Below are 25,828 nucleotides of genomic sequence, written 5' to 3' on the forward strand. Positions count from 1 at the left end.
GCAGTGCTTCACTTAGATTGTTGAAACTATTCTACCTGATCAGTGCGACCAAGTTTAGTCAACCGTAGGGCATTGCCGACGACGACTAGGGAGCTGATAGACATACCGATGGCGGCCATCCAAGGGGCGATCATGCCCGCGGCAGCTAGGGGGAGGGCTATCAAGTTATAAAACAGTGCCCAGCTAAGGTTCTGACGAATATTCGCCCGAGTGCGTCTAGCGAGCTTTAAGGCTTGAGGAAGGCGCATTAGCTCGCCGGAAATTAACACCGCATCCGCATTGGTTTTTGCAAGATCGGTCGCCGAGCCCATAGCAATCGAGGTCTGAGCCCCTGCGAGCACGGGAATATCATTAATACCATCGCCGACCATGATCAACTGTGCGCCGTCATCCTGAAGTTGTTGGATGTGCTGTAGTTTCTCTGCTGGACTGACGCCGGAGATAACCTTGTCGATCTTCAGTTGATGGGCGATATGGCCTACCGCGGCAGAACTATCACCGGTGAGCATCTGTACTTCAAGCCCCATCCGTTTGAGTTGTTGCACGACCTGAGCGGCTTGTTTACGGGCGGGATCACTCAAGCCAAACCACGCAAGCGGCTCTGTTTCACTGGCCAGTAATAGCCATTGGCACTGGTCATCGGGCGCGTGATTGAAATCCAGAGGGGTATCGCAATATTGACTGGCAAACTGAGGCTTGCCAATGAAAAAGCGTTGACCGTTGATATAACCTTCTAAGCCTTGGCCGACATGATTGGTGAGCTGCTCTGCCGGCACGATCGAGGTCGCATGTGACGCCCGGTGGAAAGCCCGTGCAATGGGGTGTTCGGAGTGGGCTTCCAGTGCTGCGGCAATCTCAAGGCATTGCTGCTCGGTGAGTTCGGCAAGGGTCTGTGTGTTTTGCAGTGACAGGTTGCCTTCGGTCAGGGTGCCGGTTTTATCGAATACAATATGGGTCGCTTTGGCGAGGCTTTCTAACACATGGCCTCGGGTAATCAACAGGCCGTGCTGTCGTAGTGTACCCGTCGCGGCTGTTAGCGCCGTGGGGGTCGCCAGTGATAGGGCGCAAGGGCAGGTAACAACCAACACCGATAGGGTGACCCAAAAGGCATGACCGGGATCGACCTGCCACCAATAAAGACCGACCGTCGCGGCAATGATCAGAACGGCCGAGACAAAATAACCGGATACCTTATCGGCCAGCCGGGCGACTTTGGGTTTTTCTTCATGGGCCCGTTCAAGCAACCGAACGATCGAAGAGAGTTGCGAGCTGGCTCCGACCTGAGTGACGGTTAGATGGATCGGGTTTTCTACATTGATGGTGCCGCCGACCACGCTATCGCCTTCCCTTTTGGTTAGCGGAAGGTATTCACCCGTGAGGGCCGATTCATCGATGCTACTGCTGCCTTGAACAATATCGCCATCGGCGGGAATCGTATGGCCGGGTTTGACAAGAATTCGGTCGCCCTGTTGTAGCTCATTGGCGGCGACAATTTGCTCCCCGTCAGGAGTACAGAGAATCGCGCTGGCGGGCAGGAGGTTAAGGAGCGCATTACCCGCTTTGCCGGTGCGATGTCGGGCTTTCATTTCGAGGAAACGACCGATCAGTAGGAAGAAGGTAAACATACTGACCGAGTCATAATAGACTTCGCCACTGGCGGTTATGGTGGCCCAGATACTGGCGGTATAGGCACCGCCAATCGCGATGGAGACGGGGAGGTCCATGGTGAGGTGGCGGGTGCGAAGATCTCGGTATGCCGCTTGGAAAAAAGGTCTGGCGGCATAAAATACTACGGGCGTGGCTAATACGAGGCTCGCCCAGCGAATAAAGTTTTCATAATTGCTTTCAAGGCTGCCATTGGCGCCGGTATAGAGGGCCACGGCCAGCATCATGATCTGCATAGTGAAGACCCCGGCGATGCCTAATCGGCGCATCGCTCGTTTGGTCTCCTGCTCGAGTAGCTGTTCCTCTTTATCCGGGTGATAAGGATGACCCTGATAGCCGATGCTGTGCATGGCGAGGAAGATATCGCTGAGTTTTATCTGTTCATCATCCCACTGTACGCGGGCACGATGATTGGTCAGGTTGACACTCGCGAGTTGGACACCCTCAAGCGAGCTTATATGGTGTTCGAGCAGCCAAACGCAAGCGGCGCAGGTGATGCCTTCGATGACAAGGGTGGCCTGTTTGCTGCCATCGGCTAATTCGGAGACAAAATGTTTCTGTACGCTGGCGTGGTTATATAACTCGAACTCAGCCTTTAATTGTTCTGTGACGCTGAGAGCCTCAGGTGAAGAGGCTTCATTGGTGCGGTGCTTATAGTAATTTTCTAGCCCGCCGTCGGCGATAACCTGAGCAACCGCCTGACAACCGGGACAGCACATCTGGCGAGGCTGTCCGTCGATCGTGGTGAAATACTGGCTGCCAGAGGGGACATCGAGTCCACAGTGGAAACAGCTAAGATGGTTGTGCTTATTACCTTCAGGGGCGTTCATTACTGCTTACGGGTTACCAAAGGTGAAGCTTTGCTGATCGTAAGGGGGTTGGGCTTCATTGACCAGCTCCCATTGTTTATCTAGCGGGCTGATAATCAAACGTTTATTACCTTTAAGAACGCTTTGTAGTTCGCCACCATAGTAACCGGGGCGAATCTGGTTCAGGGTTACGTTGATATCAAGGCTCGCCTTGGTCGGATGACCAATCACTAGCTTTAATTGCGCGGGTAAAGACGCATCGGTAGAACTCAAAAGTTCTAAGTTGATATCGCCAGCAACCGTATCGAATCGAAGTGTCCCGTTAAGGCCTAGCGCTTGGGCTGCTTCTTTTAGGCTGCTGCCTTCGTGAAATGATTTGGCGCTTTTCGTGTACTCCTCAAGGACGACACCATCATTGGTCACCACCGATGCGGTAATATAAACAGTGGAGTAGAGGACAGTGGCAATGAGTGGCGCCAGAATAAACCATAGCCAAGGTTGTTTATACCAGGGGCCGATATCTTGATCAGTCATATGTTTCCTTAAAAAGAAATAGCTGCTCGGAAGCAAATCCGGCAGCTATTCTAACTCAGACAATTGGCGGTGGGTAGCTTAACGCTTCACAGGACTAATAAAGCGGTTTTCTTCGCTCACCAAAATGCTTGGATCATCGATCGCTTGTACCTTGAAGGTAATGTCATAGTTTGGACGTTCGAGGAAGCGAGGATCCGCTTGAAGGCTGATCGGGTGTACCAATAGCTCTCCAGAACGGATTAATACTTCTCGCTCACCTGCCATGGTAATACCGTCAATACCTGATACATCGATGTTGAAACGATGATCAACCTGTGACTTATTCGCCAGCTTGAGGGTATAGACGTTTTCGATCATGCCGTTAGAGGCTTGCACATACAGTTGGCCTCGGTCGCGGATGATATCAACTTCAAGCGGTACCCTGCTGTACAGGGTGTAGCTGAAGGTGATAAACATGACGCAGAGAGCCACGAAATAAGCGATTAGGCGAGGGCGAAGAATATGGGTCTCGCCGCCTTCTAAGGCATGTTCGGTGGTATAGCGCACCAGTCCACGTTCATAGCCCATGCGATCCATGATGTCATCACAGGCATCGACGCAGGCACCACAGGCGACACACTCATATTGCAGGCCGTTGCGAATGTCGATGCCCACAGGGCAGACATGAACACAGTTACCGCAATCGATACAGTCACCTAAGCCTTCCGCTTTATAGTCTGCATTTTTCTTACGTTTACCACGATTTTCACCGCGTTGTTCATCGTAAGAGATGACCAATGTGTCAGCATCAAACATAACACTTTGAAAGCGAGCATAAGGGCACATATAAATACATACCTGCTCACGCATCCAGCCCGCATTGGCATAGGTTGCGACGGTTAAGAAGCCGATCCACCAGCTTTCCCAAGGGCCAAGGTCCCAGGATAAAACCGAGGGGACTAATTCACGGATAGGCGTGAAATAACCGACAAAGGCAATGGCCGAGGCCGCGGCAATGATGATCCAGACGGTATGCTTAGCCGTTTTTCTGGCGATCTTCTCGAGACTCCAGCCGGCCTTATCAAGGCGCATGCGCTGATTGCGGTCGCCTTCGGTGACGCGCTCAGCCCAGATGAAGAACCATGTCCAGACGAATTGAGGACAGGCATAGCCACACCAGAGTCGTCCGGCAAACACAGTTACAAAGAACAGGGTAAACGCTAGGATAATAAGCAACCAGGAGAGCAACATGAAATCCTGGGGCCAGAAGGTGAAAGCAAAAATATGGAACTGTCGGCTGGGTAGGTCAAACAGGATTGCCTGATGACCATCCCATTGAATCCAGGAGAAACCATAGAACATGATCAGCATTATGATGCCGGAGATGGTTCTTAAATTTTTAAAGAACCCTTTGTAGTACTTTACATAAATATGTTCACGCTTGGCGTATAGATCGCCACTTCCATCGCCATTTTTTGACTTTGGCGTTACATCCTTAACTGGTATTTGATTCATACCATTCCTCACCATCAAATAGTCGAAATACTAACACTCATAGCCTCCCCATTATCTTGAGGTGGTCTATTAGTGAATTCGAATATTATACGCAGTTTAAGACTGCATATAAGCTGCAGCACAAAAAAAGGCGATATGATTTGCATCATATCGCCTTTTCATTGATCTAAGCCTTACTTGTTAGACAAGCTGTAAACGTAAGCGGCGATGAGTTTAATCTTGTCATCGCTGAGTAGCGCTTTATGTGCTGGCATAACACCGTTACGACCGGTACGGATTGTGTGGCTGATCTGCTCGAAAGAGCCACCATACAACCATGTATTATCGGTCAAGTTAGGCGCGCCCAATGCTTGAGTTCCTTTACCGTCAGCACCATGACAGGCGGTACATAACGCTTGGAACTGTTGCTGGCCGCGAGCAGCCATATCAGCATCATGCTCAGCACCGCTGAGTGACAAGATGTAGCTAGTCACATCACGAACACCTTCTTCACCTAGGACAGGGCCCCAAGCAGGCATAGCGCCTTGACGACCTTCGGTGATGGTTTGTTGAATAGTGGCAGGAGCACCACCGTACAACCAGTCATTATCGGTTAGGTTAGGGAAGCCGTGGGCACCCGCACCTGTTCCGCCATGACATACCGCACAGTTATTTGCGAACATCCGTTGACCGATTTTCAGGCCGTCAGGCTTATCCTGTAAGTCTTCAATCGACAGAGATGCATACTTAGCAAACACTGGCTTGTATACCTCTTCAGCATGCGCCATTTCTTCTTCATACTGACCGACGGATGACCAACCGTAAAAGCCTTTTACGTTGCCCAGACCGTATAGGCCGAGATAGGCAACGGCGAAGATAACGGTTCCCACAAACATCTGGAACCACCAACTTGGCAGCGGATTGTCATACTCTTCGATACCATCAAAGGAGTGCCCAGTAGTTTCCTCTGTGGCATCCTTATAAGGCTCGCTTTTACGCGTGGCAAGCAGCAACAAGGTACAACCTAGTATAACTACCAGGGTAATTGTCCATACCCATGCGTTCCAAAAAGGACTCATTTTTCATTTCTCCCGTTATTGGTTATATCAGTGCCTGTAGAGCCTTCGCCGGGAGAACTTTCATTCTCATTCTCATCCTCGTCAGCGAAAGGCAGCTTTGATGCTTCATCAAATCGTTTTCGGTTACCCGGTAATAACACCCAGATAAATAAACCGATAAAGGTAATCAGCATCAGCAGAGGCAGATATGGACCATAAACTTCGTAGCTCACTCGAATTACCGCTTGTTGGTATATTGAGAGTGGAGTTTACCCAGTGCCTGCAGGTAGGCGATCACGGCATCAATTTCAGCCTTGCCTTCTACTTGCTCACGCGCTTTGCTGGCATCTTCTTCGGTGTATGGAACACCTAGTTTAGCCAGTACTCGCATTTTGGCAGCCGTATCTTCACCAGACAGTTTGTTTTCAAACAGCCATGGGTAAGTGGGCATTTTGGATTCCGGTACTACATCGCGTGGGTTGTAGAGATGGGCACGATGCCAGTCATCACTATAACGACCGCCTACACGGGCCAGATCAGGGCCGGTACGCTTAGAGCCCCATAGGAACGGATGTTCCCAGACGCCTTCATTTGCCGTTGAGTAGTGACCGTAACGCTCAGTTTCAGCACGGAAAGGACGAATCTGTTGAGTGTGACATACATGGCAACCCTCACGGATATAGATGTCACGCCCTTCAAGTTCCAGCGGAGTATACGTCCGCAGACCTTCGATCGGCTTAGTTGTCGCATTGGTGAAGAACAGAGGTACGATTTCTGCAAGACCACCGCCACTGATTACCAGAATAATCAGTAGAATCATCAGGCCAATGTTCTTTTCAATCGTTTCGTGTTTGATCATGTTATGTGCTCCTCTGATCCTTAAGCTGTTTGCGCAGACGGGCTAGCAACAGGTGCTTTGCTGTCTTTACGAACAGTTTGCCATACGTTGTATGCCATCAGGATCATACCGGCCAGGAAGAATGCACCGCCCAGTGCGCGAACCATATAGCCTGGGTGACTGGCTTCTAGTGCTTCTACGAAGCTGTAAGTCAGAGTGCCATCTTCGTTCACTGCACGCCACATCAAGCCTTGCAAGATACCGTTAACCCACATCGCACAGATGTACAATACAGTACCGATAGTTGCTAGCCAGAAGTGAGTGTTAATCAATCCAACACTGGCCATCTGAGTTTTACCCCAGAGCTTAGGAACCATGTGATAAATAGAACCGATAGAGATCATCGCAACCCAGCCTAGAGCACCCGCATGTACGTGACCGATAGTCCAGTCAGTGTAGTGGGAGAGGGCGTTAACGGTTTTGATTGCCATCATTGGGCCTTCGAAGGTAGACATGCCGTAGAACGACAGAGATACCACTAAGAAGCGCAAGATAGGATCGGTACGCAGTTTGTGCCATGCACCTGACAGCGTCATCATACCGTTGATCATACCACCCCAAGATGGCGCCAACAGAATCAGAGACATAACCATACCCAGTGTCTGAGCAAAGTCAGGCAGAGAGGTATAGTGCAGATGGTGACCACCCGCCCACATATAGGTTGCGATCAGAGCCCAGAAGTGAACAACAGACAGACGGTAAGAGTAGATAGGACGTCCAGACTGCTTAGGTACGAAGTAATACATCATGCCTAAGAAGCCAGCGGTCAGGAAGAAGCCTACCGCATTATGGCCATACCACCACTGAACCATTGCATCGACTGCACCTGGATAGACAGAGTAGGACTTGAACAGGGTAACAGGCATTGCTGCGCTGTTAACGATGTGCAGTACGCCTACTGTCAGGATGAAGCCCATGTAGAACCAGTTACCCACATAGATGTGAGATGTCTTACGCATCTTCACAGTACCCATGAAGACGATACCGTAAGCCACCCAAACAACCGTGAGCAACAGATCAATTGGCCATTCCAGTTCTGCATACTCTTTAGTAGAGGTAATGCCGAGTGGCAGAGTCACGACTGCGCACAGAATAACCAGCTGCCATCCCCAAAAGGTGAAAGCGGCCAGTTTGTCTGAGATCAAACGTGTTTGGCACGTACGTTGTACGACGTAGTAAGAGGTTGCGAACAATGCGCAGCCTCCGAATGCAAAGATAACGGCATTAGTATGCAATGGACGAATACGTCCAAAGCTTAACCAAGCTGTATCAAAGTTTAGTGCAGGCCATATTAACTGGGATGCGATTAGCACCCCTATGGCCATTCCGACGATTCCCCATACCACGGTCATGATGGCGAATTGACGCACCACCTTGTAATTGTAGGTTGGGTGTTCAGCTGCTGTGCTCATATCAGGCTCTCATCAACAAGCTATTAGAAAGGTTTAGAAATAGTAAATTTCCGTCGGCTATTATGTTGAAACAGCGGCCACATTTCAATGCGTCAACGGTATTAGTTGCGACATAGTGACGCAGTGCAAAAGCGGAGAAATGGGATGTTAAGGATATTTATAATGAGGGTATTTTATCTCTAACTTATTGAACTATATATTTATTTTATCTTTTTATATTTCTGAAACCCTTGTGGTTTTAGTGGTTTATTGCTGCTTTTAGCGAATGTTGATATATATCAACCCTATAGAGAAAGTGTCTAATTTGGCTTTTGTTGATATGGATCAAGCGAGAACTGAGGCATAATTTGTTGTTTTTTTAAGCATTGGAGGGGAAATGTTAATCGAAGGCTGTGCTAAAAAAGGGCGAATCTTGCTAGCCCATGGGGCGGGTGCGCCAATGGATAGCCCGTTTATGAACCAAATGGCCTCGGCCCTCTCGGCCGGTGATGTGGAGGTGATTCGGTTTGAGTTTCCTTATATGCAGCAGCGACGTATCGATAGTAAAAGGCGTCCGCCGGATCGGCAGCCCAAATTGCTGGCATATTTTTCTGAATTGATCGAAACCTATCGAGATGATCATCAACCACTGTGGTTGGCCGGAAAGTCGATGGGAGGGCGTATGGCGACGATGTTAGCCGATCACGAGGCGGTCGCCGGTTGTTTTGTCTATGGTTACCCCTTTTATGCTGCCGGCAAACAGGATGCTCCACGGATTGAGCATTTACAGTGTGCGGTTAAGCCGATCCATATCTTTCAGGGCACTCGGGATGCGATGGGGCGTAAAGAACTGGTTGACGGTTACTCTTTAGCACCGAGTGTGGTGCTGCACTGGCTTGAAGATGGTGATCATGACCTGAAGCCGCGTAAAATGTCGGGAATAACTCAGGACGAACACATGGCGAATGCAGTAGAATCCACGCTCGCCATTATTAACCACTATCATCGAGGTACTATCCTGTGAATCATCTTCTGCTCTATTGTCGTCCCGGCTTTGAAAAAGAGTGTGCTGCCGAGGTGCGTGAACAGTGTGAGCAGCAGGGCATTTACGGTTATTGTAAGTTAGAGGAAAACACCGGCTATGCGTTGTTTGTCAGTCATCAGCCGGATGGCGCTGCGCTGGCGGTTGAGCAGTTGCGATTTCATGATCTTATTTTTACTCGACAATGGATTGTCTGCCTGCCCATGATTGAGGGTGTAGATACTCAGGATCGGGTGGAATCATTGATGCCGCATGTGCGTGGTTTACCTCAATGTAGTGAACTCTGGGTTGAGCCTGCGGATACCACCGAAGGGCGCGAAATGCAGCGGTTTTGTAATAGCTTCGGTTCCGCTTTTAGCCAGGTGTTACGTAAGCAGGGCGTACTGCAGCGACAGGCCACTGACAGGCTGCATATTTTTGCACTGTCGGGCAGCTGTTTTTATATTGGCTATGCGCCGATTAAAAACTCAGCGCCTTGGCCGATGGGGATCATGCGCTTAAAATTCCCGCAGCAGGCGCCGAGTCGCTCGACCTTGAAGCTAGAAGAGGCGTGGCATTGGTTTATACCCGAGCATCAGTGGCACCAGTATATTAGCAGCGGTAAGCGCGCTGTTGACCTCGGGGCCGCTCCCGGTGGTTGGACCTGGCAACTGGTGAATCAAAATATGTTTGTCACCGCCATCGATAATGGGCCGATGGCCGACTCTTTAATGGAAACGGGGCAGGTAAAGCATCTAACCGAAGATGCCTTTGCGTTTCATCCACAGAAACCGTTTGATTGGATGGTGTGTGATATCGTCGATAAGCCGACGCGGGTGATCAAATTGATGACTCAGTGGCTGCAGGAGGGCTGGTGCCGTGAAACGGTGTTTAACCTCAAGTTGCCAATGAAACAACGTTATCCTGAAGTAAAGAGCTGCTTAGCGTATCTGCAAACCACGTTGAATGAAGCGGGCATTGATTATCGCCTTGCCGCTAAGCATCTTTACCATGATCGTGAAGAGATAACCGTGCATGTGCGGTTGTTGGGCTATCACGGTTAATGTTGTTTTCTCGGTGTGTATATCTCGCTGTGCCGGTATGGCCTCTGAGTTTTTCAGTGGTATCGCGCGTTAGTGTTTTAGCTCTGTGATTATGATCTCTTGTAGGAGCCGCCTCTGGCGGCGATGGTGGGCGGGCTCTTTCTTTTTGCTTGCAGTAAGAAACAGCCCGACACTCAATGACAACCGAAGCCCTTTTAGGGGGAAACAGCGCGCTTACTTTCAGTTAGAACGCTCTGCTCGTGCTTGCCTACGGCCCAGTCGTTAGCCAGCTTCCCGCGGCTGGTGTGACCTGTGAGTCCTTGCTGGCGGACAATTCCTTCCTCTTGGATGTGCAACTTCAGCATATAAGTGGTCTTGCCGACGGGAAATTTCACCGCGATCTCGTTGGCCATCTTACACGGCCCACACCAGATATCACCCAGCGCCTTCATGCCTGATTGCACGAATGCGCCATCGGCACCGATGTGTTCAGCAACGGTTTTCAGCACAAAGGTTGGACGATCCGCACCTTTGAGGCTATTGAGCATTTTGATCTCGCGCCCATCGAGGGAGAACGGCTTGATCGGCTGGCTACTGGGGTCTTTTAAGATGATAATATCGATGCCCGTAATCGGATCATTACCGCCATGGGCCATCGCGGGGGAGGCCATCATGATGCTCATTCCGAAGGCGGCTGCGCCGAGTAACAGTGTGCGTCTTAACGTCATGGTTCTGTCCTTTTTTTATTGAGATTTCAGCTTAAGCATACGGCTAGTGGAGCCTTTGACTGCTTGCTGGCGGATCATATCTTTTCCGTGAATGTGTAGATCAAGCATATAAGTGGTCTTGCCGACGGGAAATTTCACCGCGATCTCGTTGGCCATCTTACACGGCCCACACCAGATATCACCCAGCGCCTTCATGCCTGATTGCACGAATGCGCCATCGGCACCGATGTGTTCAGCAACGGTTTTCAGCACAAAGGTTGGACGATCCGCACCTTTGAGGCTATTGAGCATTTTGATCTCGCGCCCATCGAGGGAGAACGGCTTGATCGGCTGACTACCGGGGTCTTTTTTGATGATAATATCGATGCCCTCAATCGGATCACTGCCGCCTAGGGCCATCGCAGGGGAGGCCATCATGATGCTCATTCCGAAGGCGGCTGCGCCGAGTAGCAGTGTGCGTCTTAACGTCATGGTTCTGTCCTTTTTTTATTGGGATTTCAACTCAAGCATACGGCTAGTGGAGCCTTTGACTGCTTGCTGGCGGATCATATCTTTTCCGTGAATGTGTAGATCAAGCATATAGGTGGTCTTGCCGACGGGAAATTTAACCGCGATCTCGTTAGCCATCTTGCATGGCCCACACCAGATATCACCCAGCGCCTTCATGCCTGATTGCACGAATGCACCATCGGCACCGATGTGTTCAGCAACGGTTTTCAGCACAAAGGTTGGACGATCCGCGTCCTTGAGGCTATTGAGCATTTTGATCTCGCGCCCATCGAGGGAGAACGGCTTGATCGGCTGGCTACTGGGGTCTTTTAAGATGATAATATCGATGCCCGTAATCGGATCACTGCCGCCATGGGCCATCGCGGGGGAGGCCATCATGATGCTCATTCCGAAGGCGGCTGCGCCGAGTAACAGTGTGCGTCTTAACGTCATGGTTCTGTCCTTTTTTTGTGTCAATGCCGTGCAGTGTAAGGTCGTGTTAGGAACGGCCTGATGTTCCTTATTTCATCACCCATCGACGGCTCTTATGCGATAATCGGTCTCATGCATTGGATGTCATGGAGTAGATGGTGTTTATATTTTTACTCCACTTATACTGAACCATCAATGAATGGGTCATAATAAAGCAGCTTTGCAAGCTGGTGATCCAAGAATGCTCTACACTCGCTAAGTGTGTTGTATGCCGCTGAAACGTTGGCACTGGCCAACGCTGCGCCTCTGTGCCATCAGGTGACATGGATACCGATCTTCCGCCAAACCTGGATCTCTTTTATTAGCGATTTATTGGCAATAAATCCGTGGGCTTACATCCCTGTCTGCTCTGTATTACGAGCCGCTTTTTTTCGAATTTGACGAGGCTAGGTGCGATTTAATGCTTTATTAGGATTCGGATGATCTTGGCACGGCTTTGCTAGAGCAAATTATTCCCATTAATTTCAGTATAATAGCGCCGATATAGCGGATAAAAGGAGATCTGATCAAAAGATGGGTTTTTCTATACCGCCGAATTTGCGACAATATGGTTCCTGATGTATTTGAGGTGGAGTTGATGGTTGAAGTTAAAGCGGATCAGGTAATGGATGCAACCGGCCTGTTCTGTCCCGAACCGGTTATGCTATTGCACAATAAAGTGCGCGAAATGGCGATTGGTGAAGTGTTGCAATTAATGGCAACGGATCCATCAACACAGCGTGACGTACCAAAGTTTTGTACCTTTCTGGGGCATGAGTTGATCGACCAGAAAGAAGAAGATGATCAATATTTTTATCTGATCCGTAAAGGGGAATAACCCTGTTTCAGGTTCAGGCACTGATTTTTATAACTGGCCGCGTTAATCGGCCTATAGATAAATGGTTGAGAGAAACTTACTGTGACAGCAACAGATACTACGGATAAAACTAAAACCCGTACTCGTTCAAAGAACCGGGCAGCTAATCAAGCGGCTTTGCAGCTGCTGTGCGATGCCTATCCTGAGGTTTTCAATCGGGAAAGTATGCGACCATTGAAAATCGGTATTCAGGAAGATCTGATTGCCGATGAGAAGTTAGCAAAGAATAAAATAAAACGGGCGTTGGCGTCTTACGTTCGTTCCCCATATTATTTCCGCAGTTTGAAAGAGGGGGCTGATCGTATCGGTCTTGATGGCCAGCCATCGGGCGCTGTGACTGAATCTGAAGCTGAGCATGCGAAACAGCAGCTGAAAGAGATTAATAAGATGCGTCAGCAGAAGCGTCAAGAAGAACAAGCTAAGCAGAAAGTTAAGGAAAAAGAGGATCGTCTCAGCAATAAGCTAGAGATGCTCTTGACCAAACGTGGTTAGTAAAACTTAAGTATTGTTACAAGATGATTGTTAAAAAACCGCCTGATGGCGGTTTTTTTTGCTTCGCTGTCACTATTCATGTGACCGCGAAATACTGATATCCGTTTAGATGCGTTCCGGCTTACCATGAACCCAGCCCTGAGATCCGTCGACGGCTAACTGCTGCAGCGCACTTAGCTGGGTCTCCCGCTCAACATGCTCCGCATAGACTTTGATATCTAAGCTGTGGGCGATGGTGACGAGGCTGCGGACGAAGAAGCGGTCTTCCGCGCTGCTGTCGAGTTCTCGTATGAGTGAACCATCAATCTTGATGTAATCAGGGTTGACGGTATAAAGATAACTGAAGCCCGCCGGGTTGATACCGAAGTTATCGACGCCAAAGAGCACGCCTTCCTGTTTTAGTTGATCACGGAAGAGGGCGACCTGATTAATATTGTTTAAGACGGAGGCCTCGTTTAATTCAATGCACAGCTGTTTAGCGACCGGCTGCTTATGGGTGGTACGAATGAGCCAGTCACAAAATGCCATATCTTTGACGGAATCATTGCTTAGGTTGACGGCCAGCTTCATATCAGGATTGCGTTGCAGTTGCTGTTTGACCGAATTTAACACGGACTTGTCTAATGCGGTCATGAGGTTTAATTGTTTAACAACACTAATGAATTCGCCAGCGGCGCAGGGTTGGTTATCCTGATTCAAAATACGGGCATAAGCTTCGCAATGGATTGGGCCTTGTAGCTCAGAGAGCGGCTTAACCGGCTGACATTGTAAAAAGATATCACCGCTAATGATTTTATCACTGACATGCTGGTGCCAACTGCTCTGTATATCAGGGTTGCCAACGCCTTTGCAGTAGACCGCGGTGTTTTCTTGATGGGCATGCTGGGCGGCCAGCTTTGCATTCGCCAGTAGTTTCTCAGAGCTTTCTTGTTCGGTATAGGCTGTCGCACCGATAAAGAGTGAATAGTGCTCACAAGAACCCTTTAGTTGGCGGTAAGAGTCTTTGAGTGTTTCGGCTAGCTTGTTGAGTTCGCGGCTTAGTTGGTCGGGGTCGGTTATATTATTCAGTAATATGAACTCTGATCCACTGATGCGACCGAGTATAGGCTCGTCTGAGAGTTGGGCTAACGCTTGCAGTTGTGATGCGCAGGCGCGAATAAAGTTATTGGCTTTCTCCATGCCCAGATCGCTGTTGAGCCGTTGTAGTTCGGCGATATGGAGATGAATAAGACTGCCGGGGCCAAAATCATTGCGATAGTCGATGCGCTCGTTCAGCTGAGACATGGTGGCGCGTTGATTGCTGAGCCCTGTCAGGTCATCCTGATAGGCCGCGTGACGAATCTCTTCAATGTACTTGGTTTGTTCGTTAAACATGGTGCGTACGCGGCGTACCATCATATTCATGGCCAGCACCACCTGCTTGAGTTCGCGGGTGCCGGGAATATGCGTTTGTTCAATGTATTTTTGTTGTGATAAGGCGATGGCTTGATCCTCAACACCCTTGAGTGGGTTGAGGATATAGCGCATGAGCAGACTGATAAAAAACAGGCTCACTAACGAAAGAATCACAAACCAAGCGAAGGTTTTTTCAGTACCTAGCCAGAGCTGTTCATACGCATAACCCGCACGGCTTTGTACAAAGATAGAACCCGCTTTTTGCCATTGATGGGTGATCTCGCGGGTCATCTCCGGTGGCGTAATGTCGATGAGGTTGATGAACCAGTTCGGTACGTTGTCGCTAATCTGGGCGCCCGTCGTTTTAATATAGATAGGCGCATTATCGGCGTCCACGACCCGTATCTGCTGATAAAAGCCGCTATCAAAAATAGCGTTGACGGTGGTCTCGATAACCGCTTTATCATGATCGGCCATATATGGCGCAAGATAAAGCCCCAAGTGGGTCGCTGTATCTTGTCCATGGGACTCGAGTTGATGTATTAGCATCGTCTTAGAGCTGTCGGACATCAGATAGACAGTGCCTGCCGCTAATCCGATCAGTACGGCGAGTACGGCTGCCATTAACTGATTTACGATTGACATGTTTGATTCCTCATTAGCGCGTTGATCAGGTTAGTAATCCTGACTCTCTATTCGTGATTGAAGTTGTACCCAGGGTTTCAACTGATCAGAGGTGCCCACCAGTGTACTGCGGCGGCCCTTTTTTGATAACCATAGATTATCACCGTTAAAACTATAGACGTGTTGTAAATCTGGGCGTCGATTCGCCGGTTTTATTTCCGGAATAAGATTGTCGAGAATCAGAGGCGTCGATTTGGGTGTTTTGTAATAGGTTAATACCATATGGGCCTGATTGAGCCGTAAGGCTTTAACATACACAATGCTGAGCTTCTCGATCGGTATGCCAACCTGACGTAGGGTGTAATATTTGGCAATCGAAAAGTCTTCGCAATCGCCGCCGTTCGTAATGAGAAACTCTGCCGGGCTGGCCCAGTAATCGGATTTTCCCCAGTGTTGAATATCATCGACAAAGTTTAACTGGTTGAAAAAGCGGTTAACCCGATAGAGCTTCTCATCATCATCAAGATCGGCGATCTCAGAGATTAGGTTTTGCCAGCTACGTAATCGACGTTCCGCCATTTCGCCATACTTACGTCCCAGTTTGTTTATCTGGGCTTCGGTCATGATAACGCTGAGCCCGGGAGCGGCGGTGATCGTATAGGTAACGGTAAGCAGTGCGAGAATCGCCAAAAAGCCCAGGCGAGTTAACAACGTACCTGCTAAAGACCTTCGTTGATTGTATTGGGCTGCTCTATACACGACGAACCGATAGTGATTAAAAATACCTTTATTGTTTCATACTCCGTTGCATAACACCTGTTTTATTTACCCAAAATGGTGCTAGCTCGATGATCCGCCGTTAGGCATAAGATTGCACTGTGTGAGCAATTGTTGCCATGCCTGTGTATGACGGTTTCTAGCTTCGATGTAATGCTGCCAAAACGGGCTTTCTGTGGTTAGCATTAAGGCTTGATACTGTTGCATCGTCGCTGGAATATGATTGAAATTCGCCAAGAGTCGTCGATTCAAGCTTAGCCATGCCTGACCATGACGATCAACCTTGGCCATATAGGGTTGCAGTTCACCGGCATAGTATTTGTTAAACACGTTTTTAACGATCAATGCGGCTGGGGTAGCGCGTTGGTTGTAGCACAAGGGGCGTTGGCGCAGTCGTTGTTCAATGACGCTGGCCGTGTGATTTAGGGTGGACGTCAGTAAAGAGAGGGAGCGCAACCAACGACTACCGTAACGCAGTGTTGATAGCGCTTGGTAGTGGGGCTCTAGTTGGTCTAGGTTATCCGGTTCATCCCATTGCGCTTGGTTATGGACGATATTGTTCAGTTCCGCCACGCGGTTAAGGGCTTCTAATGCCTGACGGCTTTGGCTGAAGCCGCCATCACCCTCAAGAGGAAGTGCCGGTTCTGAGGGTGAAAAATTACGCTCCATCGCTTCACTGGTGAATATGCCGTTCCAGAGAGCGGCTTCGAAGCTCTGTTTTTTGATGCGATAAATCTCGTCAAGCTGTTGAATCAGTTTTTTATCCGTCTGACTCGGCAATGACTGTCGGCACTGGTTGAGTCGGCTGAGAAACTGTATTTCATAGACTAGTTGGCGAGAAGGGGGCATCACCTTACCCAGTGAGCTGTTACGTTCGGCAACCAGTTGAATTAACTGGCAGTGACGCAGTTTTAAAACCTCCAGCAACCCTTGGCGTAGATCGGTTACTGGGCGTATGCGCTCACGCCTACGTGGATAAGTCGGCAGTTCTAAAGGGCCTTCGAGATCAAGCTGAGCCTCACTGTCGAGGCTGTTGGCGACACGGTTGCTGTATCGTTCCAGCATGGTTTCAACAGGGCGCTGATCGCAACCCTGTAGTACCAGCATCAAGCTTAGTGCGATGAAGCAGCGGATATATGGCATTGTTGTTTAATGATATGTCGGTAACGGAGTAACAACAGTATAGCGCCCACGGTTAAGCCTGCGATCATGCCCAGCCAGAAACCTCTGGGGCCGGAGGCGGGGGTGATGAGATCGGTTAACCCAAGGGTATATCCCAGCGGTAGCCCGACCACCCAGTAAGCGGTAAAGACAATCAGCAATGGGTAGGCCGTATCTTTGTGGCCCCGGAGCAAGCCGGCACTGGCAACTTGAATCGCATCGGGTATCTGAAATACAGCGGCGATCAGTAATAGGCTGCTGGCGAGGGCAACAATGTCATGGTCGGGGGTATAGAGCCGAGCGATTGGCACTGAAAGTAGAGCGATCAGGGTGCAGGTGGTGATGGAGGTTACAATCACGATCATATAACCGCTGGTCGCGGTGGCTCGGGCGCCATGATAGTCTTTGCGGCCGATGTTCTGGCCGACTCTGATGGTCAAGGCCATGGCAATACTCAGCGGAATCATAAAGATCATGCCGGTAAAGCTGAGGGTGATCTGATGGGCGGCAATAACCTGTTCGCCTAAGCGGGCAATAAGCAGGGCGATAACGGAAAACATACTGACTTCTATTAACATGGTAAAACCGATGGGCACGCCGATTTTCAGAATATTGACGAAAAAAGAGGCTTTAAAGCGTGGCCATATGATGAGATTGAGTTGGCGAAAGTGGCGAGAATAGCGCAAATATGCGGCCCCGCTGAGCGCCATAATCCACATCACAATGGTGGTTGCCCAGCCGCAACCCACACCGCCAAGTTCTGGGAAGCCGAATTTGCCGTAAATTAATACGTAGTTCAGTGGAATATTGCAGAGCAGCGCAAATAGGCCGATTTTCATCAATGGCTTGGTTTTACCCAACCCTTCGGAATAGCTGCGACAGGCCTGATACAGCATGATGCCGGGGACGCCCCATGAGAGCGCTTCGAGGTAGCCCAATGTTTTGGTTTTCAAGCTGCCGCTTACCTGCATCATCTCTAATACGGGAGCCATATTGCGTAAGATGAGCCAAGCTAGCACGCTGACGCACAGTGCAATCAATACCCCTTGATGGAAGATCAAACGGGTTCTGCGTAGCTGATGATTGCCTGCATGGTTAGCCACCATCGGGGTGACGGCCATCAAGACACTGCTGAGTGAAATCAGCACCGGCAGCCAAATGCCGGAGCCTAGTGCTACAGCGGCCAAGTCTTCGGCGCTATAGCGAGCCGCCATCAGTGTATCGACAAAGCCCATGGCGGCTTTGGATAGCTCGGCAACGAGTATCGGTATGGCGAGTGCGAGAATATTTCGGCTCTCACACAGAGAGCATAATGATGCGTATTTCAATGGCGATCTAATTATCAATGTGACGAAAATAAAAAAACCGGAGCGCAGGCTCCGGTTTCTGAGTGACTGCGTAGAGGCTAGTCGATGCGAGCGGTTACATAGCGACCTGGGGCTGGCTCAATGACTTTAAATTCAGCATTGCCATACTCCTTAGGTGCGTCAACTTTTTTACCTGCTTTAGGTTTAAGCCATTTAGCCCAGTTTGGCCACCAGCTGCCTTCTTGGCGTTCGGCGGTTTCAAACCAGTGATCAGCACCTTGTCCTAGTTCACCACCGGTCCAGTAATTACGACGGTTTTTCGAGGCAGGGTTCACAACGCCGGCCACGTGTCCGCTGGCACCTAGTACAAACTCGATTTTACCCTGCATCAGTTCGGTGCCGATAAAGGTGCCTTTCCAAGGGGCAATGTGGTCATCAATGGCAGACATGAAGTAGGTCGGAATCTTGATATCACGTAGATCGATCGATTCACCACAAATCGTCAGACCGCCCGGTTGTGTCAGTTTGTTGTTGATGTACATCTCTCTGATATAGAAGGTGTACATGTTGGCGGGCAGGTTGGTTGAATCTGAGTTCCAGTAAAGGATGTCAAAAGGCGCTGGGCTCTTGCCTTTAAGGTAGTTATTAACCACGTAAGACCAGATAAGATCATTAGAACGCAACATATTGAATGATGTGGCAAGATCGCGGCCATTGAGTAAGCCTTGCTCATCAACTTTATCGGTAAGTTGTTTCACTTGCTGCTCATCGATAAAGACGCGCAGATCGCCCGGATCAGTAAAGTCGGTCAAGGTTGTCAGGAAGGTAGCAGAGGCAACAGAGTCATCTTTACGTTTGGCCATGATTGCCAGCGTTGTCGCGAGCATTGTGCCGCCGATACACCAAGAAACGCAGTTGATCTTTTCTTGATCGGTGATCTTTTTAACCGCATCGATGGCTTTCATCGTGCCATTCTCGACATAGTCGTCCCACGATATATCGCGTTGTTCAGCCGTTGGGTTAACCCACGAGATAAGGAAGACGTTTTGACCCTCTTCAACGCAGTATTTAACGTAGGAGTTATGTTCCTGTAGATCAAGAATATAAAACTTGTTGATACAAGGGGGGATAATCAGCGTTGGGCGGCTATAAACCTGTTCAGTTTTTGGCTTGTACTGAATCAGCTGTAGCATTTCGTTTTCGAAAACAACCGCACCTTCCGTGGTCGCAATATTTTCACCGAGGGTGAATGCAGACTCATCGGTCATGGTGATGCGACCTTTTTCGACGTCGCTCAGCAGGTTCTGCAGGCCGTCGACCAAGCTTTGGCCTTTGGTTTCAAGTGCTTGCTGAAGTACTTCAGGATTGGTCATTGCAAAGTTGGTGGGTGACATTGCATTGGTGTATTCCTGAGTATAAAACTCCAGTTTACGTTGTTCGTTCTCACTCAGGTTGGCTTTAGACGCCATATCTTGGAGGAGGTCGGCCGTTAGCAGATAAGATTGCTTAATGTAAGAGAATACAGGGTTCTCGCTCCACTCTTCAGCGGCAAAGCGGCGGTCGCCTTTCTGTGGCTCAGCAATCGGTTTATCAACGGCTTTGCCGGATAGGATGTTCTGCCATAAACTAATTTGAGCTTGTTGATAGTCCGTGATGGCACGAACCCACACGGATGGGTCTTCAAAAGAGCGTGAAGCCAAGTCTGTCCATGACTGGGTGAACTTTTTATACATCTCCTCGTGACCGCCTTGAGAGTATTTCTCAAGAATTTTTTTGCTTTCGGTGTTGAGATAATTAATAAATTCTTGTGGATTAGAGAGAATGTTGCTGTTGTTATCCATAAAACTGCCTTCTTTCTGAAGCCTGACTTAGTCAGCGGAGCTAACGTTTGAGGAGAGCCGCCACCCGTGTATTGTTATTATTGCCTGACGCTCTGTATCTATTGCTCAATATTCCGAGCTTAACCAATCTATTGTTGAAACAGAGTCATTGAGCATAGACAACTTGATGCGGCGCAGCAAGCCTCAATTACACTACTTTAGTCAGACAATGCGGGGAACGACGCCTAGTTGATGACTAAATAATAACATCGATATGTTGCAAGGTTAAAAATATAGCTGTTTTAAGTGAGGCTAGTCATGTTTTGGCCAGAGGTCGCTTATTCGGGGTTTAGTCGGTCATATTGTTCTGTTAGTGCTGGCCCGGTGATATCGCCTTGCGCTATCAAAACGATAGCCCTGGTGGTATATACTCTTTTTCCCGATTTAAGTTGCCCGATTAAGTGCCTGATTAAGTGCCTGATTAAGTGCCTGATTAAGTAGCTCAATTGAGTGAGTTAATATCTGGGCTAAATGATTAAGGAGATCTAATGCGCCAGTTTTTACTGATGAGTAGCGTGGGTTGTCATCTATGTGATGCCGCAGCCGAAGTATTGGTAGGCAGTCTTGACCCTCAACAGCATCTGCTGGATGAAGTGGATATCGCCTATGATGATGCGCTGATGGCGAAGTATGCGCTGCTCATTCCTGTGCTGGTAGATGAACTGAGTGGCCAGGAGTTGCGCTGGCCATTTGATGTGAACAGTGTGCGTGATTTTGTTACCAGTGTTAATCAGAAGGGCTGATCACGCTCGTGCTTGATCAAACCCAAATAAACGTTGGCCGTTTAACTCTGTTTGCTCTGCCAGCGTAGGGGCGTCGCAGCTTCGGGCTGAGGCGACCTCTTGAAGTATATGTGGCAGGTAGGCCGGCAGGTTACGGCGGCTTTTCGGTTTGGGTTTGAGGTTGCGGGGCAGCAAGTAAGGGGCATCGGTTTCGAGTAATAGCCGATCAGCGGGAATCTCTTTAACGAGATCGAGCAGTTCTCGGCCGCGGCGTTCATCGCAGATCCATCCGGTGATACCGATATATAAATCAAGGTCGAGATAGTTATAAAGCTCCGCGCGGGAGCCGGTAAAGCAGTGTGCAACACCACCGCTGATCGTGTCACGGTACTGTCTGAGCATCTCTATCTGTTGTTTGTGCGCATCCCGTTCATGAAGGAATAGCGGTAGTGCTGTGTCACTGGCCAACTCTAGCTGCTGCTCAAAAGCCCAGATCTGCTGTTCCGGCGTCGAAAAATTACGGTTGAAATCGAGCCCTGTTTCCCCCACGGCCAGCACTTGAGGCTGCTTGAGTAGGGCGACTAAGGTACTGCGTACATCCGCGGAAAAGTCTTTGCTGTAGTGCGGGTGAACGCCGGCGGTACAAAACAGTTGGCCGGGATATTGCTGGCATAGTGCAGCCGCTTGTTCACTTTCATCTGCGGTGGTGCCGGTGACAAGCATCCGCCCCACACCGGCTTTCATCGCCTCATCAATAACGGTTTCTCGATCGGCATCAAAGGCGCTATCAGTCAGGTTGACGCCGATATCGGTGAGGGCGTGGATCTCATTCATCTCTGTCATCGGTCTTATTGGGTCACAATGGGTGAGTTATTGTGGCGGATGAAATCTCTTAACTCTTCAGCCTGGTTCGCGCCCGTGGAGCTCTGTAAGGCGACGCGGAAGGCGGTTTGGCCTTCAGGCAGGTGAGTGGGTTTGCCTGCTAGGGTGCGGTAAACCGCATGATAAGCCATCACATTCATGACATAGCGACGGGTTTCGGTGAACGGAATGGTTTCGATCCAGATATCGACCGGCAGTTCGCCTCGCTGTTTTAACCAGCGATTGACTCGGCTTGGACCTGCATTGTAAGCGGCCGTGGCATAAATCTGATTGTTATCGAATTTTTTCTGCATCTCCGCTAGATAGGCAACCCCTAGATTGATATTCGTGGCGGGTTGATACAGATCGCTGGTGCTTTTATAGGGGATCTCATTGTGCTTAGCAGTCATTTTGGCTGTTTTCGGCATCAACTGCATCAGGCCGCGAGCACCGACGCGAGAGCGGGCAAATGGCTGGTAAGCGCTTTCTTGACGAGCGATCGCGCGTGCCCAGTTGGTGTCGATATTGAACTTGCCTGCCAGTTTGGCAAAGGTTTCTGAGTAGGGCATAGGGAAGCGCAGAGCAATATCATCCCAATATTTGGCTTTGGCTATCCCGATGATGGCCATATTATGCCAGCCCCAGCGATGTAAGACGGTTGCCGCCGTACGCAGTTGGTCGGCATCGAAATCATGGGTGAGTTGGTTCCACTCCCGTCGGGCCAAGTAGCGTTGGTCTAGTTGATAAAGTTCATGCATACGCTGCATCGCCGGATCATTGGCTATCTTCTGCACGGCGGGTTCAGGGACTTTGTTCTGCATTGGGTTAAGACGGAAGCCGGTTTGTAATATGCGGGCCGCCAGTAAGCCGTAATAGCTACGTTCGGTGCTGAGTTTGACAAAGGCTTCGGAATAGGACGGCTGGAGCCCTTCGATATGGCTAGCAGCAAGGGTTTTCCAATAGACCCAACGCTCTGCTTGTTGCACTTCATCTGGCATCTCAGCGATAAGCTGATGAACTTTTTTCCAATCGAGGGCGGTGAGTGCCAGTTTGATGCGGCGTTCCTGAATCTGCTCATCTTGAGTGGTATTCAGTTGCTGCAGGAGTTTGTCGGTTTGTTTATCCGGTAGGTTAGCTAAGCGGCGCGCCAGTGTTTGGCTGAGCTTGAGCTGGTCTTCTGGACTAAAGGTGCGCTGAGTACGAATCTTGAACCAAGCCTGAGTGGCTGCCTGAGGGCTTTTTCTCGACAGGCGATCAATGCCATAGAGATAGGTGGTTCGGCTGGCAAGAGTGTCACCCGGTAGGTAGTGCGGGTCTTGCACGAGGGACGGCTCATTGCGCACTTTAATAAAGCGTTCGGTAGCCTGTTTCTGTGACGCATTCTTAATATAGCGTTGTAGGTACAGGGCTAACTTAAGGTTGTTGCTGTCGACAGCTTTCCAGAATCGCTGATATGCCAGGGTGCTGGATGGGCCTTTGTGCTGCGCCATCCAGTAACTAAAGACCGGATCGCAGGCGCTAGAAATAGAATGTCCTGCATTCCAAAGGGTATCGATATTCTTAATCGCCAGAGTTTGTTGCTCTGTTTGTAATAGCGCGTTGCGGTAGTGGCACTGGGCCTGTTCGCTTCTCACGGTGGAGGCCGTGTAGGCGGCGATATAGTCCTTCCAGCGTTTATTGGCGGCGAGATAACTCAGCCATTTTTGCTCTAGGGGGTAAACGGTGGGTAGGCCATTGAACTGCGTGACATAACGGTCAATCTGTTGTTGCTTAACCTGTTTGAAATCATGGCTCAGCTCACGTTGTTCCAGATAGGGGTAAAGCGGGTAATCGGTTAGCTGCGCTTTCAACTGAAAATAGCTATCGAGATTATCTGAATCGAGTGCTATGAGCGCTTTTTGGTAGCGTTGGCGCGTGTCGGTAGATTGATTAGCCGTTGCCGTACCTGCCACTAAAAAGCAAAGAAGGAAACTGGATACGAGACGGCGGCGCTTAGTATTACTATTTTTAATCAACATCATCCATCTTTGTCGGTAGCTGCATTTAATATCATCATAGCGGCAAAACCGCCCTGAATTCGAGAAAAATATAAGGTAATTTTGTGAAATTCAATTCTGAGCCGCTATATCGGGCCTCATCTTTGAGATTAGCGTAAATATATTCTGATTGCGTATCACCGCCGAGTGGTTTTTCTGTAGAATATGCGGCCAACGTTTTTGATGGATTTAAGCATGGCTCTGATTAGACTGGACAAGGTCTCAGTCGCATTTGGCGACAAACAACTGCTCGATCATATCGATTTTCAATTGGATAAAGGTGAGCGGGTTGCCTTAGTAGGCATTAATGGCGCGGGTAAATCGACGCTGCTAAAAGTACTCGCGCGGCATCAGCCAACGGATGATGGCGACATTTGGCAGGATGGCGGTGCTCGGGTTGCCGAACTATCGCAGATGTTGCCAGCGGCCGACGAGCGTAGAGTGCGTGATGTCGTTGCTTCAGGCTGTGCCGAAACAGTTGATCTGCTCAATCGTTATGAAGCCTTGGCGATGAGCCAAAGTGATACCGATATGGCTGAGCTTGAGCGGCTGCAACATAAAATCGAGATGGTTGATGGTTGGCACTTAGAACAGAAAATTTTACAGGTGCTCGAGCGTCTGGAGTTGGATGGCGATCAACTGATGTCGGCGTTGTCCGGTGGTTGGCGTCGTCGTGCAGCTCTCGGTGCGGCCCTGGTACAGTCTCCCGATATCCTGCTACTCGATGAGCCGACCAACCATTTGGATATTGAAACCATCGAATGGCTCGAAAAGCAGATCATGGAGTTTCGTGGTGGCGTACTGTTTATCTCCCATGACCGTTCTTTGGTTGAACGTCTGGCAACCCGCATCGTCGAACTAGACCGCGGTAAATTGACCTCCTTCCCCGGTAACTATTCTGCGTACCTGACGCAGAAAGAGAAGATGCTTGAAGAGGAAGAGCGCCATAACGCTTTGTTTGATAAGCGTCTGGCAGAGGAAGAGAAGTGGATTCGTCAGGGCATTAAAGCCCGTCGTACCCGTAACGAAGGCCGTGTACGCGCACTGAAAGATCTGCGTGTTGAACGTTCTCAGCGACGTGACAAACAGGGCAAAGCGACATTCCAAGTGGAGCAGGCTGACCGTTCCGGAAAAATCGTTATCGAAGTGGAAGGCGTTAATCACGGCTATCACGGTGAAACGGTGTTGCGTGATCTAACGCTCTCGGTTCAACGTGGCGATCGCATCGGCTTGATTGGCCCTAACGGTGTGGGTAAAAGTACCCTGTTGAAAGTCTTGCTAGGACAACTGAAACCCGATCAGGGTGAGGTTAAGCTGGGCACTAGCCTGAATGTTGCTTATTTCGATCAGTTGCGGGGCAAGTTAGATCCCGAAAAAACCATTATCGATAATATTTCTGAAGGTCGTGAAAGCATTACCATCAATGGTAAATCGCGCCATATTATCAGTTATTTGAGTGACTTCCTGTTCTCGCCAGAACGTGCTCGGACACCGGTAAAAGCGTTGTCTGGTGGTGAATGTAACCGGGTTATGTTGGCCAAATTATTTAGTCAGCCGTCTAACCTGCTGGTACTCGATGAGCCGACCAACGATCTGGATATCGAAACCTTAGAGTTGCTTGAAGAGATTCTGCTGGAATACAAAGGCACTTTACTGCTGGTCAGTCATGACCGGGCATTTTTGGATAATGTGGTGACGTCGACCTTAGTGTTTGAGGGTAACGGCAAAATTCAGGAATATGTGGGTGGCTATGAAGATTGGTTGCGTCAACGGTCTCAGGTGAGCAGTGCGGCTAATAAATCACCGACTAAGCCTGCGGTTGTCGCGGAGCCTGTCAAAGCGGCACCGGCGAAGAAAAAGCTGAGTTATAAGCTGCAGCGTGAGTTAGATCTGCTGCCGGGTCAGTTGGAAACGCTCGAAGCCGAGATAGAACAGTTGCACGCAGAAACCGGTGCGGCTGATTTCTATAATGGTGATCATGAGCATGTGGCGGCCACCTTGGCGGCACTGCAAACGAAAGAATCTCAACTTGAAAAACTGATGGAGCGGTGGGTTGAATTAGAGGCGATGCAGTAAACTGTCATCGCCTCATCAACGGCGGTTAGGCCGTGAGGGG

At 49.5% G+C, this 25,828-nt stretch carries 23 protein-coding genes; 6 read left to right on the plus strand and 17 right to left on the minus strand.

Annotated elements, in window-relative coordinates; translation table 11 throughout:
• Window positions 1–26 precede the first annotated feature (26 nt).
• The 7 genes from EH243_RS01455 to ccoN all read right to left on the minus strand — a co-directional run bounded on the left by EH243_RS01455 (window position 27) and on the right by ccoN (window position 7,849).
• Window positions 27–2,495, minus strand: a complete 2,469-nt coding sequence (locus EH243_RS01455) for a heavy metal translocating P-type ATPase (protein ID WP_126156851.1) — start codon at window positions 2,493–2,495, stop codon at window positions 27–29.
• A 6-nt stretch (window positions 2,496–2,501) separates the two neighbouring features.
• Window positions 2,502–3,008 carry a FixH family protein gene (locus EH243_RS01460; RefSeq protein WP_126156852.1) on the minus strand — a complete coding sequence of 169 codons (507 nt, stop codon included), beginning with the start codon at window positions 3,006–3,008 and terminating at the stop codon, window positions 2,502–2,504.
• 78 nt (window positions 3,009–3,086) lie between these two features.
• Window positions 3,087–4,502, minus strand: coding sequence for a cytochrome c oxidase accessory protein CcoG (ccoG, locus tag EH243_RS01465; RefSeq protein ID WP_126156853.1), 1,416 nt, complete (start codon window positions 4,500–4,502; stop codon window positions 3,087–3,089).
• A 173-nt stretch (window positions 4,503–4,675) separates the two neighbouring features.
• Window positions 4,676–5,560, minus strand: a complete 885-nt coding sequence (ccoP, locus tag EH243_RS01470; RefSeq protein WP_126156854.1) for a cytochrome-c oxidase, cbb3-type subunit III — start codon at window positions 5,558–5,560, stop codon at window positions 4,676–4,678.
• Entirely contained in the window at window positions 5,557–5,772 is a 216-nt protein-coding gene (locus EH243_RS01475; protein ID WP_126156855.1) for a cbb3-type cytochrome oxidase subunit 3, read from the minus strand. Before EH243_RS01475 ends, ccoP begins: the two co-directional genes overlap by 4 nt.
• Window positions 5,773–5,777: 5 nt before the next feature.
• Entirely contained in the window at window positions 5,778–6,398 is a 621-nt protein-coding gene (gene ccoO / locus EH243_RS01480) for a cytochrome-c oxidase, cbb3-type subunit II (RefSeq protein WP_126156856.1), read from the minus strand.
• A 20-nt stretch (window positions 6,399–6,418) separates the two neighbouring features.
• On the minus strand, window positions 6,419–7,849 hold the full coding sequence (ccoN, locus tag EH243_RS01485; protein ID WP_126156857.1) for a cytochrome-c oxidase, cbb3-type subunit I: 1,431 nt from the start codon (window positions 7,847–7,849) through the stop codon (window positions 6,419–6,421).
• A 376-nt stretch (window positions 7,850–8,225) separates the two neighbouring features.
• Here ccoN and EH243_RS01490 point away from each other — a divergent pair, with 376 nt between their 5' ends.
• Window positions 8,226–8,852, plus strand: a complete 627-nt coding sequence (locus EH243_RS01490) for an alpha/beta fold hydrolase (RefSeq protein WP_126156858.1) — start codon at window positions 8,226–8,228, stop codon at window positions 8,850–8,852.
• A complete protein-coding gene (rlmM, locus tag EH243_RS01495) occupies window positions 8,849–9,913 on the plus strand; it encodes a 23S rRNA (cytidine(2498)-2'-O)-methyltransferase RlmM (protein WP_126156859.1) in 1,065 nt (354 codons plus the stop codon). Before EH243_RS01490 ends, rlmM begins: the two co-directional genes overlap by 4 nt.
• A 194-nt stretch (window positions 9,914–10,107) precedes the next feature.
• Here rlmM and EH243_RS01500 read toward each other — a convergent pair whose 3' ends face one another.
• From EH243_RS01500 to EH243_RS01510, 3 genes are read right to left on the minus strand one after another with little or no spacing between them, the layout of a single operon-like run.
• The gene (locus EH243_RS01500; RefSeq protein ID WP_126156860.1) at window positions 10,108–10,620 is read right to left on the minus strand and encodes a hypothetical protein; all 513 of its coding nucleotides are present in this window, start codon (window positions 10,618–10,620) and stop codon (window positions 10,108–10,110) included.
• 15 nt (window positions 10,621–10,635) lie between these two features.
• Window positions 10,636–11,091, minus strand: a complete 456-nt coding sequence (locus EH243_RS01505) for a hypothetical protein (RefSeq protein WP_126156861.1) — start codon at window positions 11,089–11,091, stop codon at window positions 10,636–10,638.
• A gap of 15 nt (window positions 11,092–11,106) precedes the next feature.
• The gene (locus EH243_RS01510; RefSeq protein WP_126156862.1) at window positions 11,107–11,562 is read right to left on the minus strand and encodes a hypothetical protein; all 456 of its coding nucleotides are present in this window, start codon (window positions 11,560–11,562) and stop codon (window positions 11,107–11,109) included.
• 616 nt (window positions 11,563–12,178) lie between these two features.
• Here EH243_RS01510 and tusA point away from each other — a divergent pair.
• Together tusA and EH243_RS01520 are read left to right on the plus strand one after the other, a co-directional pair.
• Window positions 12,179–12,418, plus strand: a complete 240-nt coding sequence (tusA, locus tag EH243_RS01515) for a sulfurtransferase TusA (protein ID WP_241234962.1) — start codon at window positions 12,179–12,181, stop codon at window positions 12,416–12,418.
• Window positions 12,419–12,499: 81 nt separating this feature from the next.
• Window positions 12,500–12,949, plus strand: a complete 450-nt coding sequence (locus EH243_RS01520) for a ProQ/FINO family protein (RefSeq protein ID WP_126156863.1) — start codon at window positions 12,500–12,502, stop codon at window positions 12,947–12,949.
• 105 nt (window positions 12,950–13,054) lie between these two features.
• Here the strand turns inward: EH243_RS01520 and EH243_RS01525 are convergent, their stop codons facing one another.
• The 5 genes from EH243_RS01525 to EH243_RS01545 form a co-directional block, all read right to left on the minus strand.
• The gene (locus EH243_RS01525) at window positions 13,055–14,989 is read right to left on the minus strand and encodes a bifunctional diguanylate cyclase/phosphodiesterase (RefSeq protein WP_126156864.1); all 1,935 of its coding nucleotides are present in this window, start codon (window positions 14,987–14,989) and stop codon (window positions 13,055–13,057) included.
• A gap of 30 nt (window positions 14,990–15,019) precedes the next feature.
• Window positions 15,020–15,679 carry a transglutaminase-like cysteine peptidase gene (locus EH243_RS01530; RefSeq protein ID WP_241234963.1) on the minus strand — a complete coding sequence of 220 codons (660 nt, stop codon included), beginning with the start codon at window positions 15,677–15,679 and terminating at the stop codon, window positions 15,020–15,022.
• Between the two features lie 129 nt (window positions 15,680–15,808).
• Window positions 15,809–16,852, minus strand: coding sequence for a DUF3080 family protein (locus EH243_RS01535; protein ID WP_164549015.1), 1,044 nt, complete (start codon window positions 16,850–16,852; stop codon window positions 15,809–15,811).
• A gap of 5 nt (window positions 16,853–16,857) precedes the next feature.
• On the minus strand, window positions 16,858–18,234 hold the full coding sequence (locus EH243_RS01540) for an MATE family efflux transporter (protein ID WP_241234964.1): 1,377 nt from the start codon (window positions 18,232–18,234) through the stop codon (window positions 16,858–16,860).
• A 77-nt stretch (window positions 18,235–18,311) separates the two neighbouring features.
• Window positions 18,312–20,054 carry a PHA/PHB synthase family protein gene (locus tag EH243_RS01545; protein WP_126156867.1) on the minus strand — a complete coding sequence of 581 codons (1,743 nt, stop codon included), beginning with the start codon at window positions 20,052–20,054 and terminating at the stop codon, window positions 18,312–18,314.
• A 527-nt stretch (window positions 20,055–20,581) separates the two neighbouring features.
• On the opposite strand from EH243_RS01545, the gene EH243_RS01550 reads away from it, so the two are divergent.
• On the plus strand, window positions 20,582–20,836 hold the full coding sequence (locus EH243_RS01550) for a glutaredoxin family protein (protein ID WP_126156868.1): 255 nt from the start codon (window positions 20,582–20,584) through the stop codon (window positions 20,834–20,836).
• Here the strand turns inward: EH243_RS01550 and EH243_RS01555 are convergent, their stop codons facing one another.
• Both EH243_RS01555 and EH243_RS01560 read right to left on the minus strand, forming a co-directional pair.
• Entirely contained in the window at window positions 20,837–21,658 is an 822-nt protein-coding gene (locus tag EH243_RS01555; RefSeq protein ID WP_241234965.1) for a TatD family hydrolase, read from the minus strand.
• A gap of 5 nt (window positions 21,659–21,663) precedes the next feature.
• The gene (locus EH243_RS01560; protein ID WP_164549016.1) at window positions 21,664–23,694 is read right to left on the minus strand and encodes a transglycosylase SLT domain-containing protein; all 2,031 of its coding nucleotides are present in this window, start codon (window positions 23,692–23,694) and stop codon (window positions 21,664–21,666) included.
• Window positions 23,695–23,907: 213 nt separating this feature from the next.
• Here EH243_RS01560 and EH243_RS01565 point away from each other — a divergent pair, with 213 nt between their 5' ends.
• Window positions 23,908–25,788: an ATP-binding cassette domain-containing protein gene (locus tag EH243_RS01565; RefSeq protein WP_126156871.1), complete on the plus strand. Its 1,881-nt coding sequence runs from the start codon at window positions 23,908–23,910 to the stop codon at window positions 25,786–25,788.
• Window positions 25,789–25,828: the final 40 nt, after the last annotated feature.

The organism is Amphritea opalescens (assembly GCF_003957515.1).
Lineage (GTDB): Bacteria > Pseudomonadota > Gammaproteobacteria > Pseudomonadales > Balneatricaceae > Amphritea > Amphritea opalescens.

What these genes read in the sequence shown, in the direction of transcription:
- EH243_RS01455 (WP_126156851.1), bottom strand. Translation starts at nt 2,495, where the DNA reads ATGAACGCCCCTGAAGGTAATAAGCACAACCATCTTAGCTGTTTCCAC.
- EH243_RS01460 (WP_126156852.1), bottom strand. Translation starts at nt 3,008, where the DNA reads ATGACTGATCAAGATATCGGCCCCTGGTATAAACAACCTTGGCTATGG.
- ccoG (WP_126156853.1), bottom strand. Translation starts at nt 4,502, where the DNA reads ATGAATCAAATACCAGTTAAGGATGTAACGCCAAAGTCAAAAAATGGC.
- ccoP (WP_126156854.1), bottom strand. Translation starts at nt 5,560, where the DNA reads ATGAGTCCTTTTTGGAACGCATGGGTATGGACAATTACCCTGGTAGTT.
- ccoO (WP_126156856.1), bottom strand. Translation starts at nt 6,398, where the DNA reads ATGATCAAACACGAAACGATTGAAAAGAACATTGGCCTGATGATTCTA.
- ccoN (WP_126156857.1), bottom strand. Translation starts at nt 7,849, where the DNA reads ATGAGCACAGCAGCTGAACACCCAACCTACAATTACAAGGTGGTGCGT.
- EH243_RS01490 (WP_126156858.1), top strand. Translation starts at nt 8,226, where the DNA reads ATGTTAATCGAAGGCTGTGCTAAAAAAGGGCGAATCTTGCTAGCCCAT.
- EH243_RS01500 (WP_126156860.1), bottom strand. Translation starts at nt 10,620, where the DNA reads ATGACGTTAAGACGCACACTGTTACTCGGCGCAGCCGCCTTCGGAATG.
- EH243_RS01505 (WP_126156861.1), bottom strand. Translation starts at nt 11,091, where the DNA reads ATGACGTTAAGACGCACACTGCTACTCGGCGCAGCCGCCTTCGGAATG.
- EH243_RS01510 (WP_126156862.1), bottom strand. Translation starts at nt 11,562, where the DNA reads ATGACGTTAAGACGCACACTGTTACTCGGCGCAGCCGCCTTCGGAATG.
- tusA (WP_241234962.1), top strand. Translation starts at nt 12,179, where the DNA reads ATGGTTGAAGTTAAAGCGGATCAGGTAATGGATGCAACCGGCCTGTTC.
- EH243_RS01525 (WP_126156864.1), bottom strand. Translation starts at nt 14,989, where the DNA reads ATGTCAATCGTAAATCAGTTAATGGCAGCCGTACTCGCCGTACTGATC.
- EH243_RS01535 (WP_164549015.1), bottom strand. Translation starts at nt 16,852, where the DNA reads ATGCTGGTACTACAGGGTTGCGATCAGCGCCCTGTTGAAACCATGCTG.
- EH243_RS01545 (WP_126156867.1), bottom strand. Translation starts at nt 20,054, where the DNA reads ATGGATAACAACAGCAACATTCTCTCTAATCCACAAGAATTTATTAAT.
- EH243_RS01550 (WP_126156868.1), top strand. Translation starts at nt 20,582, where the DNA reads ATGCGCCAGTTTTTACTGATGAGTAGCGTGGGTTGTCATCTATGTGAT.
- EH243_RS01555 (WP_241234965.1), bottom strand. Translation starts at nt 21,658, where the DNA reads ATGACAGAGATGAATGAGATCCACGCCCTCACCGATATCGGCGTCAAC.
- EH243_RS01560 (WP_164549016.1), bottom strand. Translation starts at nt 23,694, where the DNA reads ATGTTGATTAAAAATAGTAATACTAAGCGCCGCCGTCTCGTATCCAGT.
- EH243_RS01565 (WP_126156871.1), top strand. Translation starts at nt 23,908, where the DNA reads ATGGCTCTGATTAGACTGGACAAGGTCTCAGTCGCATTTGGCGACAAA.